At 41.6% G+C, this 15,875-nt stretch carries 13 protein-coding genes and 2 rRNA genes; all 15 read right to left on the bottom strand.

Annotated elements, in window-relative coordinates; genetic code table 11:
- Positions 1–1,525, bottom strand: a 1,525-nt coding sequence (pelA, locus tag DFR58_RS01665) for a pectate lyase (protein ID WP_114296077.1), incomplete at its 3' end; no start/stop codon positions are given.
- A gap of 560 nt (positions 1,526–2,085) precedes the next feature.
- A complete protein-coding gene (gene argH, locus DFR58_RS01660; protein ID WP_114296076.1) occupies positions 2,086–3,600 on the bottom strand; it encodes an argininosuccinate lyase in 1,515 nt (504 codons plus the stop codon).
- Positions 3,601–3,610: 10 nt separating this feature from the next.
- Entirely contained in the window at positions 3,611–4,753 is a 1,143-nt protein-coding gene (locus DFR58_RS01655) for an ROK family transcriptional regulator (protein WP_114296075.1), read from the bottom strand.
- 56 nt (positions 4,754–4,809) lie between these two features.
- Positions 4,810–6,090 carry an L-serine ammonia-lyase, iron-sulfur-dependent, subunit alpha gene (locus tag DFR58_RS01650; RefSeq protein WP_114296074.1) on the bottom strand — a complete coding sequence of 427 codons (1,281 nt, stop codon included), beginning with the start codon at positions 6,088–6,090 and terminating at the stop codon, positions 4,810–4,812.
- The gene (locus DFR58_RS01645; protein ID WP_242987355.1) at positions 6,087–7,031 is read right to left on the bottom strand and encodes an amidohydrolase family protein; all 945 of its coding nucleotides are present in this window, start codon (positions 7,029–7,031) and stop codon (positions 6,087–6,089) included. Before DFR58_RS01645 ends, DFR58_RS01650 begins: the two co-directional genes overlap by 4 nt.
- 16 nt (positions 7,032–7,047) lie before the next feature.
- A complete protein-coding gene (locus tag DFR58_RS01640; protein ID WP_114296073.1) occupies positions 7,048–7,860 on the bottom strand; it encodes a carbohydrate ABC transporter permease in 813 nt (270 codons plus the stop codon).
- A 33-nt stretch (positions 7,861–7,893) separates the two neighbouring features.
- The gene (locus DFR58_RS01635) at positions 7,894–8,793 is read right to left on the bottom strand and encodes a carbohydrate ABC transporter permease (protein WP_114296072.1); all 900 of its coding nucleotides are present in this window, start codon (positions 8,791–8,793) and stop codon (positions 7,894–7,896) included.
- 158 nt (positions 8,794–8,951) lie between these two features.
- Entirely contained in the window at positions 8,952–10,298 is a 1,347-nt protein-coding gene (locus DFR58_RS01630; protein ID WP_207659092.1) for an extracellular solute-binding protein, read from the bottom strand.
- 186 nt (positions 10,299–10,484) lie between these two features.
- On the bottom strand, positions 10,485–11,423 hold the full coding sequence (locus tag DFR58_RS01625) for an ROK family protein (RefSeq protein ID WP_114296071.1): 939 nt from the start codon (positions 11,421–11,423) through the stop codon (positions 10,485–10,487).
- Between the two features lie 113 nt (positions 11,424–11,536).
- A complete protein-coding gene (locus DFR58_RS01620) occupies positions 11,537–11,800 on the bottom strand; it encodes a hypothetical protein (protein ID WP_114296070.1) in 264 nt (87 codons plus the stop codon).
- 64 nt (positions 11,801–11,864) lie between these two features.
- Positions 11,865–12,641, bottom strand: a complete 777-nt coding sequence (locus DFR58_RS01615) for a CheR family methyltransferase (RefSeq protein ID WP_207659101.1) — start codon at positions 12,639–12,641, stop codon at positions 11,865–11,867.
- 318 nt (positions 12,642–12,959) lie between these two features.
- On the bottom strand, positions 12,960–13,334 hold the full coding sequence (gene speD / locus DFR58_RS01605; protein ID WP_114296067.1) for an adenosylmethionine decarboxylase: 375 nt from the start codon (positions 13,332–13,334) through the stop codon (positions 12,960–12,962).
- A gap of 323 nt (positions 13,335–13,657) precedes the next feature.
- On the bottom strand, positions 13,658–15,280 hold the full coding sequence (locus DFR58_RS01600) for a putative polysaccharide biosynthesis protein (protein ID WP_114296066.1): 1,623 nt from the start codon (positions 15,278–15,280) through the stop codon (positions 13,658–13,660).
- A gap of 144 nt (positions 15,281–15,424) precedes the next feature.
- Positions 15,425–15,542: ribosomal RNA gene (gene rrf, locus DFR58_RS01595) — 5S ribosomal RNA — on the bottom strand.
- Between the two features lie 252 nt (positions 15,543–15,794).
- Positions 15,795–15,875, bottom strand: a 23S ribosomal RNA gene (locus DFR58_RS01590); the annotation flags it as partial.

Here is a 15,875-nt window from a genome sequence, read left to right as displayed (position 1 = left end):
CCAGTATATGCCTTTTTACAAGGGCAAAGTCTACTGTGTTCACGCTGCCGTCATTGTTGACATCTCCCTTTTTCACCGTCGACACTTTAACATCCAATTGGTCTATATTTGCCAAATCCTGCCCGGTGCTTTCTATGCGTATTGTGTTGGTGGTCCCTGCGGACAGCGTTGCATTTACCTCGTGTACAGCCCATGTCGTCCATGAGCCTGTCGGACGGAAGGTTATATTCTGCCATGCCCCTCCGTTTACCTGTATCCTTCCTGTTCTGGAGTTATCGGCTCCCAAAGCGTTCCGAAGCTTTATCACCGCCGCACCGCCTGAGCCTCCGTCAACATTCCTAAATTCAAGGTATCCTCCGCTTACCGACATATTGACATAGCCCGTACCGTAATAACCTGTGTGCTTGTTCTCAAAGGTTGTCTCATTTCCGCCGTACACCGCATCCTCCGCCTGATACATGCTGCCTCCCGGCACAGGCTCCGGATCAGGTGTGGGAATTGATGCAACAAGCTTTGCGGGCCAATTTCCATACCACGCGTAACCCGTTCTTCTTTCCTGACTAATTTCAGACATCTGGTAATGTACTGAGCCGTCACGGTCAACAAATATCGGCCTGTCTGTGCCAAGCTCATAAAATCTGGCCCATATAGGGGGAGCTGAAGGATCGCTTACAACCACCCTGTCATTCCCTGTGTTGACCACCTTGATTCCCTGAATCTGAACCTTCGCAAACCATGACACGGCAGAGTTTATGGCATTGGTTATTTCAGCGCTGGGACTGCTGATCGATTTTAAATAATTGACTATGCCCACGCTTTCGCTGGAGCAGTTGGACGGAAGCTCGTATGATCTTCCTGTTGCCGGCTTCAGGGTAGACGCATCGTGCTGCTGGCACCATGCCTTTTTTACGCCGTTGGAAATAATTTGAGTATTTAAAATGCACTGTATGCCTTTTTGGACGGCAGTGCCCGCTCTTGAGGCTCTGGCCGAATCAATAAAATTAAAATCTCCTGTTTTTTTTGACACATCGGTCAGCAAGCTCATTACATGGATCATGGCGTTGTCATTATAGGTTATATGCGCGTGATAAGTTCCTGCATCATTAAAAATTTGAGGCCATCCTCCGTTTGAATATTGCCCGTTCAATAGAAGATCAATTCCCTTTTGGCATGAGCTTAAGTACTTGGAGCTGCCCGTTTGCTTGTATGTTTTTGCAAGCACAATTATCTGTGATGTGGTTGTGTTGTTGTCAATGGTTGATTTCCCCCACGAGCCCCCGGGGTTTGCCGTCATGTCCTTTCTCCAGCCTCCGTCTGCAAGCTGGTACTGCACAATGCTGTCAGCCAGCGCAATTCCTTGCGTACTGCCGAACCAAGAATCCGGGTTCTTAAATATGCTTCCCCAGTCCGGGGTATCCGCCAGAGCTATTTGGGGAAACAGTGCAAATGAGCAGACAATCAATAACAAAATGATTGAACGGGCTGCCGCCCGAACGGGGATTTCAACCTTCTTCCTCTTTAACATATCAAATTACCTCCTAATAATTAAAGCATCTTAAATATTTAAAGGAATAGTACCCAAGCGCATAAAATAACAGCGTAAATCAATAAACGGTCATAGGGCTTGGCCTTTTAATTGCACAGTATATCTTTACACCGCGGAACAGTTCTCTGTTTTGGAAATTACAGTCGTTTCAGGGATATTAAATGCCAAAGATTTGATGTGTTTATGGCTGATATATTTATTAATATTTTTTTGTTATATGTCTTTTAAAATATATTGCGGAATTTGTATGGCAAAATTGTAAATTACTTATTTTGTAGTATAATCTTACTTAATCTCTTTTAAATTGTCAATAACAACAAGGTGCTTGTACCAAAACTTCGAAAAAAATTCAACCATATTGAAATATTATTGCACTTAAAGAATATTTGTCAGTCGAAGCAACGCTTATAGAAATAGCTTTTTATACTGCTACAGCGTTTGCTCCGCAGCTATATAGGACGCGCTAAAAAGCAGGAAGGATTTTTGCGAATCCTCCCTGCTTTTTAGCTTCCTGTAATTCCTTTAAGATGATATAAGCTCTACTGCAAATTAATTATGCTGTCTGCTTCCCAATCAAGCTTAAGCTCTTTATCTTTTAGTTTATCAATAATTTCATTTAACGCCTGCCCGTCTCCCTCAAGAGCCACAATCCTGTTTTCCAGCATTCTTTGGGTTTCAGACGGAGCAGCACCTCCCGTAACGCTCCTCACATTTACAAAATTTATTGGATCCAGTGCCCTTTCAATCTCATGCGCCTTCATATCAATTTTGTACCCAAGTATTTCTTCAGATATCGAGGCTATAATTTGAGGGCTTAAATCCTTTGCCTTTAAATTATTTTTATCCATATGCCTGACTATGCTGCCGGTTATTTTGTGGCTGTGGCGGAAGGAAAGGCCTTTGTCCCTTACAAGAACATCTGCAAGCTCTGTCGCGGTGATGAAGCCTTCGTGGGCTCTTTGGAGCAGTATATCCTTATTAACCTTCAGAGTGCTAAAAACCGAACTCAACACCTTTAACGCCCTTATTGTATACTTTATGGAATCATAAAGATGCGGCTGCAGCTGCTCCTCCGTATCGACAATATCCCCGAAGGGCGTATTATGAAGTACATCAAAAACGCATTTAGCTTCAGCTATAGCCTTGCTTACAGCCGGCCGGGTCTGTTCTAATGACGAAGGATTCCTCTTTTGCGGCATAATGCTGCTTATCTGTACATATGGATCGGTAAGATAAAAAACATTAAACTCCTTCGAGCAAAAATCAAGCGTGTCCTTCATAAATTTCGACAAGTTTGTATTCATCACCATGATAACGGATGCACATTCCGTCAGGTAATCGCAGCCTGCAATACAGTCGTATGAGTTTTCCACAAGCCCCCCAAAGCCCAGCAGCTCGCTTGTCCTGCCGCGGTTTATGGGAAATCCCGTGGTTGTTATTGCAACCGCCCCTAGTGGACTTCTGTTCACGGTATCCAGCATTTTTTTAAAACGTTCAAAATCCCGCGCCAGCGAGTCGTGAAATGCCAGAAAGTAATGTGCCAGAGTGCTTGGCTGCGCGGGTTGGGTATGAGTATATGCCGGCATTATGGTATGAGTATTTTCACCCGCCAAGGAAAGCAGCACCTGCCTGAATATATTCAGCATTTTCATTACTTCCAAAACCTTTTCTCTTAGAACCATACGAAATTCACATATGTCTATGTCATTGCGGCTTCTGGCAATATGCAGCTTGCCCGCAATGTCCTTCCCAACAAGGTTCTCCAGCTCATGCTCTATATTAAAAAACAAATCCTCATATGATGGGTTATACTCCCATTTCTCCATATCCATTGCTTCAATCTTCTTAAGCCCTTGTAAAATATCCTGTGCTTCCTTATGCGTGATTATTCTCTGCTCATACAGCATTACCGCGTGTGCCTTGCTTATCTGAACGAAAGGCTTTGCATAGTATTTCTTCTGGATATCAAAAACGGGCTTTAACACATTATCCTGAAACGTCTTTCCCGGGAAATGCGTTCCATCCATTTGTTCAACATATTCTCTTGTGTACATGGATTCCTCCTCAATAAAAGCTAATTCCGTATTTGTTGTGTATTACAGATGCGACACAGCCCATAACTCCGGCATCATCCCCAAGCCCAGACAGAAGTATTTCCGTTTTAACGGGAGTAAGCCTTGAGACCTCGCGCTTAATCGACAGAAGCAAGCCAAGACCCGCCTTTGAAACTCCTCCCCCCAGTATGACCGCCTGAGGGCTGAGTATACTGACAACATTGGCTATCCCCATGCTTAAGTACTCAGCCATTTCATTAACAGCCTCTATAGCAGCTATATCATTATTGGAGGCCCGCTCAAAAACATCCTTACAGCTCATATTCATCTTTTTCTCTATAGCGCTTCCCGACGCCACGCTTTCGAAATAGCCATATGAATCCAGCTCATATTTCTCCGTTTTCATAGCATCCCGTGACAAAATAATATATCCTATTTCGCCTCCGGTGTAGTTATTGCCCCTGTATATCTTATTGTCAATAATTATTCCGCTGCCTATACCGTCTCCGATTGATATAAACACAAAATTACTATAGTCGGCGCCCACACCCAGCCATTTCTCTCCGAATACCGCCATATTGACATCATTGTCAACAAAAACGTCCAGCTCAAAACTTTTTGAGAGAATATCCCTTATAGGATAGTCGATCCAATTCAGCTTGGGCACAAACATGGCAATGCCGTTTTCAATATCGGTAATACCGGGCACACCGACACCGACACCAATTAATTTGCCCTCAAGCCCCAGCGTTCTGGCCATATCCTTTACAGCTTCAATAATATATAATAAATAGCTATCACTATTGCAGTCTCTGGCTTGTATAACTTCCTTCTTCATAATCCTGCCCGACAAATCAGATATGACACATGTACTTTTAAAGGTTCCTATATCAATACCTGCAACATATCCGGCAGATGGGTTAAACACCAGAGAAATAGGCTTTCTTCCACCTTGCCTTGTGGAAGATCCCTCTCCCATTTCCATTATAATGTTCTCACTTAGCAATTCTTCTACTATCAATGACACCGTCGATTTGCTCAAGTTTGTGAGTGTAGAAATTGCGGCTCTGGAAATCGCCTTTTTTTTTACTATTAAAGAAAGGACTGCTTTTTTATTCATTAATTTTATATACTCAGGTGTACCCTTTTCCATATCAAACGCTCCTTTGAGTTCTCTTTACTATACACCTAATCATTATATACCATTATTTATATTCTTTTCTGATATTTTTGAAATTCCTTTTGCTCATTCAGTATCTCAATCATTATATTGTCCGCTTCCGTCATGCCTTCATTATTTATAAGACCGAGATTTTTTATATTTTTATCTGTATTTCCGGTAATAATTCCTCTGCCCTGACGGATTCCCAAATGCTTTGCAGCCATATACCCGCTCATTACACCGCACTCGGCGGCAAATCCAACCTTAAACGCACAGCTTTCCTTTGCCCCGTCGCAAAGTATGCCCCCAATACTTCCTATTACGGTATCCACCGCATTTTTTACCTCTTTACATCCTCCGCCCATCAGGTATGCCGTAGCTGCCGCAGCTCCTGCCGCACCGGCTATAGCCGTTCCGCACATTACCGTAAGCCGGTTCATTTGGCCTTTAATGTATATGGCAGTCATCATTGACAGGCATTGAGCCTGTGCCCTTTTACGGGGATTCTCCATACGTGCGTCACATACCGCGGATACCGCAAGCATGGCCGTTATTCCGAGATTTCCGCTTCCCGCAAGGCTGGCAATAAGCACCTTCTCTCCCGACATTCTCATTTTGCTGGCATGAAACACATAAATACGGGCCATATTCGCCATATCGCTTATCGAGACGTCCTTCATTTGCAGCAGCCTTTCAATATACAGCTTCAATTCCTCAGACAAGCCGGCTTGGGACGCTTCCCTGTTAATCCTCTCATATTCAAGAATGCTGCTTCCATCAAAATCTTCCGTCGCCGACAAAAACAGCTCTTCAAAGCTCCAATCCCGGCACATATTATTGCCGGAGACAGCCTTTGGCTCACAGTGATACAGGGTTTGATTATCCTTTTCCATATGGCATATAAAATCATAGTCCCCTTTAATTACAACGGTAGCCCTTGAAACACCGCTGCCGCACGTTACACTTATATACAGCGGCTCATCGGTATCTAAGCATCTCACCGATACCGAAATGCTTTTTGCCACGTCTTTAAGACTCTCCAGCATATCGCTGTCAACACCGGCTAATACCGTAAGCTTCATTTCGGGCCGTTTAACCAGAGCACCCAGCAAAGCTGCCAATTCAACACCACATTTTTTTACAATGGGGACGTGTACAAACAGGGCATTCTTATAAACGCTTCTGCTAAGAACAACATCAATGCTCTTTAGCTCATCCCCCAGCAAATGGGCAGCCTTAGCGGCGGCGTATGCCACTGCTCCGGGGTCTGTGCATCCCATGGTCATTTTTACTTCTTCGTTAATAGCCGTACTCTGTTTTAATATCATCGGCGTTCCTCCAGCTTAAGCAGACCGGCAATGTTGTCCTTAAATATCATTCTTATCTCCTCGCGGCTCATTCCCAATTCCACACAATCTCTTATCTGCTCATCGTAATACCGCTTAACAAACCCCCGCGGAAACCACTCGGAATCAGTACCAAAAATTATTCGTCCCGGACCTATCGTCTCATAGTATTTTCGGAACAAATCCTTTACTGTGAGGGGATAGGGCATCCACCTTACCCACTGGTTGCTGCCTGAGGTATCCACATATATGTTAGGGCAAACCCATGACAGCCAAAGCAGCTCCTGCGGATATCCACAGCCGAAATGGGGTATTATAAAAGGTATATCGGGATAAGCGCGCGCGACATCATGCATTATCATAGGATTTATATTTACATGACTTGCAACTCCCCCCGCCCCTCCAAGTATTCCAAAGTGTATCAGAACGGGTATTTGATGTCTTTCCGCCACCCTCCAGACAGCGTTAAGCGATTGGTCGTCCATCCTTCCGTCCAGAGCCGGCGCAATTATTTTATACCCCCTAAGTCCCTGCCGCAGCACAGCCTCTTCCAGCTTTTGAGATGCATCCCGGTCAAATGGATTGTGATGAGCATAGCCTATAAACTTTTCAGGCTGCCGCTGCACAATTGTGCTTAAAAGCTCATTTCCCCCTCCGGTAACAAACACCAGTCTCTCAATATTATGCTTTTCAATTTCCGCAATCCACTTATTGCAGGCTTCGCTTATATCGCCTGCGGGCTCACGCTCAGGAAACCCCCACGCCTGTAACCATTTTTCCTTCTGATACCGGTTTTTGGCCTGAAGCTTAAGCCACTTTTCTTTTCCGTAGCTGTCAACATATCTTTTTTCTATTCCTGAAATATCATAATCCTTAACATCAAAATGCACATGCGAATCAATCAGCTTAAAACCCAAATTCATTATCTTTTTCACCTCCCTATGCTTTTAGCCCCGTCATGTGTATTCCCTGAATAATTTGCTTCTGGAAGAAAAAGAATATGATTAGTACGGGTATGGTAGCCAGACTGGCTGCCGCCATTACAAGATCCCACTGGTTATACGACTCCCCCGAAAACATTGCAAGGCCAACAGGAAGCGTATATATATCAGCCTTATCTACCGCAATTACAGGCCACAAAAAAGCGTTCCAATTTCCCAAAAAGGTAAATATGGCCAGCGCGGACATGGCCGGCTTTACCATAGGTACGGCTGCTCTTAGAAATATTCCCGGCTCAGTGAGACCGTCTATCCTGCCGGCCTCTAAAATATCATCAGGTACACCCATAAAAAATTGCCTCATCATAAATATACCGAAGGCCGAGGTAAGCCCGGGAAAAAGCAATGACCAGTAGCTGTTTAGCCAGCCATAGGTGGTACTCATCATATACCACGGTATAATCAGCATTTCGGTGGGTATCATAAGCGTCGATAAAATCATGATAAACAACAGCTTTTTACCCCTGAAATGAAGCTTTGAAAACGTATATCCTACCAGAGTATCAAAGCACAGAACCGATATTGTCGTAATAGTCGCAACAATTATACTGTTTTTAAACCATAACAGAAAATTGGAGTTCTCTATTACATTTATATAGTTCTTAAAAGTAACGGCTTTAGGTATTATTGAAGGGCTATATACATCCGTACCGGTTTTTAAAGACGTTGACAGCATCCATAAAAATGGAAATATCATTGCAAATCCAACAACAGTAAGGAATATATATACAAACACTTTATAATATTTATTCATCTTCTCCCTCCGTTTTCAGCATCCATATGCAAGCTAGTAATCATATTTCTTATCCAGCACCTTCATTTGTATCAGTGATATTATGAGTATAATAGCAAACAGAACAACAGTTGCCGCGCTTGCATAGCCCATCTTGTAATTTATAAACGCAAGCTGATAAATGTAAAGAACAACGCTTATTGTCGAATTTAACGGACCGCCTGCAATTCCCTGCCCTCCCGAAGTAATATTAAACACCTGTGAGAACACCTGCAGCGTTTGTATTGTAGCAATTACCGATAGATAAACAATAGTAGGATTGAGCATTGGTATGGTTATATTCCTAAACCTTTGCCATGGTGTGGCCCCGTCTATCATTGAGGCCTCATAGTAGGTTTGAGGTATCTGCTTTAATCCCGCAAGGAATATTATTGTATAAAATCCGAGTGCCTGCCAGATTATATTAGAAATAACTACATAAATCGCCTGAGATGTACTGTCGAGGAACGGCTGTCTGGCTATCCCGAAAATCCCTATTATGCTGTTAACTACTCCCCCCTGCTTCATAAACATCCATCTCCACACCCACGATACCGCAACCACGGAGGTTACATAAGGTATAAAAACTACCATTCTGTAAATAGACGCGCCTTTGCTTATGGTATTTAGCAATAACGCTATGCCAAGGCTTAGAGCCAATCCTATAGGTACTGAAAACAATATATACTTGCCTGTGTTTATCAGCGCTGCCATAAAAACCTCGTCATGCAAAAGTCTTTCAAAATTTTTCAAAAAAACAAAAGGCTTATTTTTTGATAACAAATCCCATTCATGCAGACTGACATTAAACGCATATAAAGTGGGGTAAATTCTTATACTTAGGAAAAACAGCATGGGAGCGGCTATAAATATATATGCCCACATAGCTTGTCTTCCCTTAATTGACAGCTTCATCTGCTCCCTCCTTTTAAGACTCAAGTCTTTAAGGCTTTAATTATTTGCCAATTAACCCCCATGTGCTCAATATGTTAATGAAGCACATATCAAGCACATGAAAATACTTAGTATTTTTTAGAGGCTAATTATTATACAATAATCAAATACTCTGATTTTTATTCAGCCCAATACTCATCAAACAATTTTTGAACCTGTGCAGTCGCTTCATCAAGAGCCTTTCTGGGATCCATATTATTTAACAAAACCTTGTCTATAGCATCCATAAGGGCTTTTCTGTCCGCATCCTCATCAACATAGAAGTAAGAATCGGCAATGGGAAGCTGTTTGATAAAGGGAGCAAGCTTTTCATCCTTAAGAAGCTCAGGATCATCCGCAAACTCTGTACGGGCGCCTATCTCACCTATTTTCTCCGTCCAAGTCCTCATTACCTCAGGAGAGGTTAGGTACTCTAAAAATTTAGCCGATGCATCAAGCTTGCCTGCTGTTGCATTGGTAGTTATGCCATTTGTCCAAAAGGACCCGAAGGATGTCTTAACCCCGTTATAAGAGGGCAAAACCGTTACTCCATAGTTCAGATCCTTAGCCTGCGATTTAAGAGAGCCCAGACGATATGAGCCGTCAATATGCAAGGCAGCCTTTCCGCTTATAAATGCCGTTGAGTCATCTGTAAAGAAATCCTTTTCTCCAACCTTTTCAACCTTTGCAAGATTAACAAGGAATTCAAACGCCTTATACCCGTTCTCAGAAGCATTCCATTGAACAGTCTTGTTATCCTCGCTTATGGGCTGCTGTCCGAACTGCTCAAGAAGAACAGGGCGGAACCATGCATGTAACTGTCCCGAAGGCTGGAAGGTAAGCCCTTCTACCTCAAGATTTCCGTTTACAACCTTTGTGCATTTCTTAGCGTATTCAACCAGCTCTTCAAGGGTTTGCGGAGGCTTTTCTGGATCAAGTCCATTCTCCTTAAATATATCCTTGTTCCAAAAAAGGCCCAATGTACGGACTGCGATAGGCACTGTGTAGTACTTGCCGTCAAACTTATTTACCTTAACCATGGGAGCAAAGGAGCTCTCTATTTTTTCCGCTGAGAAGGATGCCTGAGGCAGCTCCTGCAGCGTTCCAGACTTAACATATTTAGGTACCCAGCCATAATAAAGGTTGATTATATCAGGTCCTGTGCCTGCCGAAATAGCAGCCGCCACCTTCTGCTGGTATGAGTCATAAGGGAAGTGCTTCTGTATAACCGTTATGTTTGAATTTTTAGCCTCGAATTCCTTTATCAGTCCATCCATCAAATTTACTTTTGTCTCATAAAAATATTGCCAGTACTCAATGCTTACCTTTTCACCCTCTGAGGATGATTTTCCAGGCTCCGGCTGCCCCGGAGTGTTTGTTTCATTCTTCTGTCCTCCACAGCCCGCCAGCAAAACAGTAAATATCATACAGACAGCAATAATAAAAGATATACCTTTTTTACTCATAAGCCCTCCTCTTTCCTTCATAAATATTTTTTTAAAGCCCGCAAAGCCTTTGAAGGATAACCTCTTCCGCTTCCTCCCTTCTATATAAAATACCTCCAAAAGCTAATATCTATTAATATTTGCCGCTTTCAAAAGATAGATTTTTTTACTTGTCTTGTCTTTACGGAAAGCAGCTAAATGATTAAACCCTTTTAACGCTTTTATTCTTTAAAGCTGTACCAAGCAACCAGCGTTGGTTTGTATTGATTCCTTACTATCATGCCCATAAAAAAAACTCAATGCACTGCCTATAGCTCCCCCATAAGCTCCAGTCTCTGTAAGACTTATATTAACTTTTAGGGGAATTAATTGCTTCACATTTTTTGTAACTTCATTTAGAAACTCTTCGCCTTCCTCAGCCATTCCCCCTCCTATCACAACAGCCTGTGGGTTAAGGATGCAAAAAACCGAGCTTATTCCCAGTCCCAGATACTTATAGACATCATCCACTACTTTTTGTGCTGCCTCATCTCCCTGTTTTGCCAGCAGAAACATCTCCTTGCAGTCAACAGATTTGTTTGTAATATCGTGATAAATGCGGATTGCTGCTGAAGCAGATGCTTTACTCTCAAAGAAACCAAATTTATTTTCGTTTACCGTTTCCTTATATGCGTCAATAGTCAAAGGCAGATATCCAATTTCACCCGCTTCAAAGCTATGCCCTCTGTACAGCCTGCCTCCTAAAAACAGTCCGCATCCAATTCCCGTTCCGATAGTGATCATAGCAAAGTCGTCAAAATCCTTTGCAGCGCCCAAGTGCTTCTCCGCCAAAGTCCACACATTTACGTCATTATCAACAAACGTTTTTACTCCGAATTTTTTCTCTATATGACCTTTAAGAGGGATATCCTTCCAGTTAAACGCTGGACATACTATCACTTTACCGGTATCGCGCTCAACAGTTCCCGGAACGCCGACACCTATACCGCATATTTCGGCCTTGCTTTCTTTTATTAAGCATTCTATGATATCATCAATATTTTTCAGGTATTGCACTCCATAATAGTCGCTCTTTCTGGTGAGGGAATATATTACATTGCCTTGAGCGTCGCAGACTGCAGCTGAAATATTCGTTCCCCCTATATCTAAACCAATACTTGCCTGCATATGTCACCTCCTTGCTTTGTTAGTTTTGAATCCTAACTAACTTGATAAAAAAATTATGCCATAACATAAGCCCATTGTCAATAGGATTTTTTATTATTGTTTATTATTATATTCTATTCCCTCTCACCCAGGCTGAAAAACTTTTTCTTTTCCTTAATCTTATCCTTGTTTTCTCTGTAGAATTCTACAAGCTGCTCCATGCCTTCAACCGTCAGGCTGAAGGATCCGGCATCCTGTCCGTTTTCCTTTATACTGAACCCCAGTGAATGGGCATAGCCCTCTGTGTTTGGATCTGACGGAAGATTAACCTCAACCGTTTTAACAGGCTCCACTACCTCTTTGTTTTCAAATGTTAATTGCAGTATCAGCTTAGCCATTTAAAAATCTCCTCTCTATACAAAGCTTTTTATTGTATTATGAATGCAACTGTATGCACCTGCTCTATAAGCTTGCCTCCTTAATATAAAAGAAGGTTCTTATAGGCTTTAAGCAATACTTGTTTGACAGTATGATCTGCTCGGTGCTTCCCACAAAAAGCACGCCGTTATCCTTTAACGCCCCATTAAACTTATGATAAATACCACTCTTTGCCTCCTCCGTGAAATATATAAGCACATTCCTGCACACTATTAAATCACAGCCTTGAGGGTACTCATCCTTTAAAAGGTTATGCTGCTTAAATTGCACACAGTTTTTAACCTCATCCTTTATTTTGAACATGTCTCCGCTTTTTACAAAATACTTCGTCAAATACTCCTTGGGAAGATTTTCAACGCTCTTCTGCGTATATACCCCATTCATGGCTTTTTCTATTGCACCCTTGTCTATATCTGTAGCCAATATCCTTATATCTTTAAGAGGCATGAACTTATTTAATACCATTACAAGAGTGTACGGTTCATCTCCTGTAGAGCACGCTGAGCTCCATATCTTTATGTTTTTGGTACTGTTAATAATCGCGGGGAGGATGTCTTTCTCAAGAACGGACCATTGCTCGGGGTTTCTGTAAAATTCCGAAACATTTATGGTAAGATAGTTGATAAATTCATTATATAAAGCCTTATTCGCTTTAAGCGCACCTATGTATACCTCATAGCCTGAAAACCCATTTTTGCTTATCAGTGAGTCGATTCTTCTTTTCATCTGCTTTTCCTTATAGAAGGTCAGATTTATTCCTGTCATGCGGTATATATTGTCTTTAAACCCCTCATAATCCATCATTATGCAATAATGCCCCTATCCGTTTAAATTGTATTATTATATATGTAGCGATAAAGATTTTACATGGAGGATATAATTTGGGCGTCTTTTCGTTGCAGTTAAAAATTTCTGTAAGCAATTATATCCTCTATGTTTGTAAAATCTTTATCGCGTCCTATATGATTAAAGCAACCGTGCATATAAATATATTATATTTTACCATATGCGCAGTTCAGTGTAAAACACAATATGTATGTGTATGGAAAATAATATCCTGATATTTAAAAAAGCGTGTATAACACGCTTTCAAAATAAATTCCGTCAATCTATATCAAATTACAAATTTGCAACTTTTACAGGCTCTTCGAATATTCCTCGTTTCACCTCGGTTGCAGTCATATGCCCGGCGCCAAGCTTTTCTGTCAAATAATTGCACGCATCCCACGGATTAACACTCTCTCCACATGTGAAAACATCTACTGCAGCATATCCCAGTTCCGGCCATGTGTGAATTGTTAAGTGAGATTCAGAAATTACTACTACGCCACTGACTCCTTGCGGGCTAAATTTATGAAACGCCACCTCTCTTACCTCGGCACCTGCTTCAAGAGCCGATTCTACCATAACCCTTTCAATTAAAATGCGGTTATTAAGTATGTCGGAGTTACACCCATAAATTTCTGCCAAAATATGACGGCCCAAAGTATTCATTTTTCATTTCCCCCTTAATTTTTTGTAAATATCAGCAACCTTTCTTTTTTTTGAAATCTAAAATTTCAACAGATTTTATTTTAGCAGATTTGCGCAAAAAGTCAATAGCTTTTATTAAATATTCTAATATTCTTTGCTCAGGTGAATTTATTATAATATTCCTCCGGTTTCCTCTGTTTTCTATATAAACTTATATGGTTTTCTCCATCTGCATACACTCTGCCGGTAAATTATTTAAATGCCTCGAGCAGTTAAATTTAAAGAAATCAATATTGGCTTTTTATGTAATTATATATCGTTTCGGCAGCCTCGGATACATTTTATCACTCAGAAATTGTGGAACGAATTCTGCTCATAACAGTGCCGGGTATATACCTGTAAATTCTTTTTGGTATAATGTCCAGCTCCTCACGGGAGACTCCTTTTATCAGTACCAAGACAGAAAAATATACTATCGCTCCTGCTGCTATGGATATGAGCGAAGCCACAAAATTAACAGCATACTCGCTGCTAACAAACAAGAGGCATAACGCCATGAGCTTATATATAAAGTACACAGCCACACCCATGACAGCCGAGGCTATTAAAGGCTTTGTCAAAAGCATAAAAGGGCGTATTGGGGTCTTTAAGCTCCTTCTTATTGAAATATGGTTAAGGGTTATTGAAACGCAATAACCGGCAATGCTTCCCGCTATTGCACCCTTAACATTTATATCCGGAATTGATATTAAGAAATAGTTGGTAACTATTTTAGCCGCTACACCAAATATTAAATTCATAGTAACGGTATAGAGCTTTCCCGCACCCTGAAGGATTGAAGTCTGTATCTGAATAAAGGCAAGCATGACAAGCGCTACAGAGCCCATTTCCATAAGGTAATCTCCTGGGCCGTATTTAAGGAGCTCAAATATCTGGCTGCTTAGCACCGAAAATCCTGCTGCCGATGGTATAGTTACTAAAAAGCACAGCTTAAAGGCAAATTTTGTTTTTTGCTGTATCTGATCTCTGTCCTTTAGCGCAACCGCGGCAGATATTGCAGGAAGTATTGCGGCAGAAAGGGCAACGGTAAGTGCAAGAGGGGCGTTTAAAAGCTGCTGGTACTTATATAGATAGCTATACAGCTCAGTAGCTCTTTCATCTGTAAAGCCTGCCGCCAAAAGCCTTGTCTTGGTATTCCACAAATCAACCAGATTCCCCGCATACTGCATACCTATGCAAAGGGTTATAGGCAAGCTGTAGGATATAACCTTCCTAGCCAATTGCTTATAAGAATACCTCCTCGCCTTTACACCTGAGACATTTTGAACATTGGAATTAACCGGCCTTTTTTTATGAAACACTACCAGAAATATGGCGGAAAATAAAGCACCAAGAGAGGTTCCTATGGTACCTCCTGCACAAGCCGCCTCCAATCCGTATTTCAATAGAAGTGCAGCAAACACAAGAGTAAAAACGGTATTTACAACCTGCTCAATAATTTGTGAAACAGCAGTTGGCGTCATGTTCCCCATGCCCTGAAAGTATCCCCTGTATGCCGAAGAAACTGAAGCGAAAAGCAGGGTAGGCGACAGTACAAGTATAGCATAATAAGACTTTTCAAAATGAAGCAGCCGGGATATGGGAGCCGCAAATGCGAACATAAGCGCAAACATTATTATTCCAAGTGTAATTAAAAAAAACCTTGCGATTTTAAAGCTTTTCACAGCATCCTTGTAGTTCCCTACCGCTCTGAGCTCGGAAACCAGCTTTGATATAGCCACCGGAACCCCTGAGTTTGAAATTACATAAACAAGCACATATACCTGATATGCCGCCGCATATATTCCATTGCCTTCCTCGCCTATTATTGCCAGTAAGAAGGGTATATACAGCAGCGACAATATTTTCACAACAATACCGGCTACGGACAATACGGCAAAGCCCCTGCCAACGGATTGCTCCTTCATTTGTGTCTCCTTTTAGGTCATATAGTAATAAATCTCATTATATCAGAAAAATGACGCTAAAAATATTTAATTTTTTATAAATATCCAAAATACGCAGAACAAAAACAAGCCCCTTGCGTTTAATCGCAAGGGGGCTTGATATAGATCTGGCAGAGACCTGCTTTCCCGGGCCGTCACCAGCCAAGTATCATCGGCACTTTAGAAGCTTAACTGCCGTGTTCGGTATGGGAACGGGTGTGTCCTTCTCGTAATATCTACCAGAAAATTTAATCAGCTAAAAGCAATATACATGCTCCTTCGCCAACTATTTAACTTATTTAATTAGGGCAACAATAATCTGTACCCTCAAAACTACACAATGCAATAATATCATACTCAATTCGCTAGAAGACTGGATTATATTCATCAGACTATGCTTTAAAGACCTTTAGAATTGTTAATCCTTCGGATTAAAATTCTTTAGCAATTTGCCTTTGCAAGTCAAATTGCACTCTCTCGTATACTTCCTGTTCATTTGGTCAAGCCCTCGACCTATTAGTACCGGTCAGCTGAGTGCATTACTGCACTTACACACCCGGCCTATCTACCATGTAGT

This window comes from Anaerobacterium chartisolvens (assembly GCF_003337415.1).
Lineage (GTDB): Bacteria > Bacillota > Clostridia > Acetivibrionales > DSM-27016 > Anaerobacterium > Anaerobacterium chartisolvens.
This window is presented reverse-complemented; position numbering and strand designations above follow the sequence as displayed.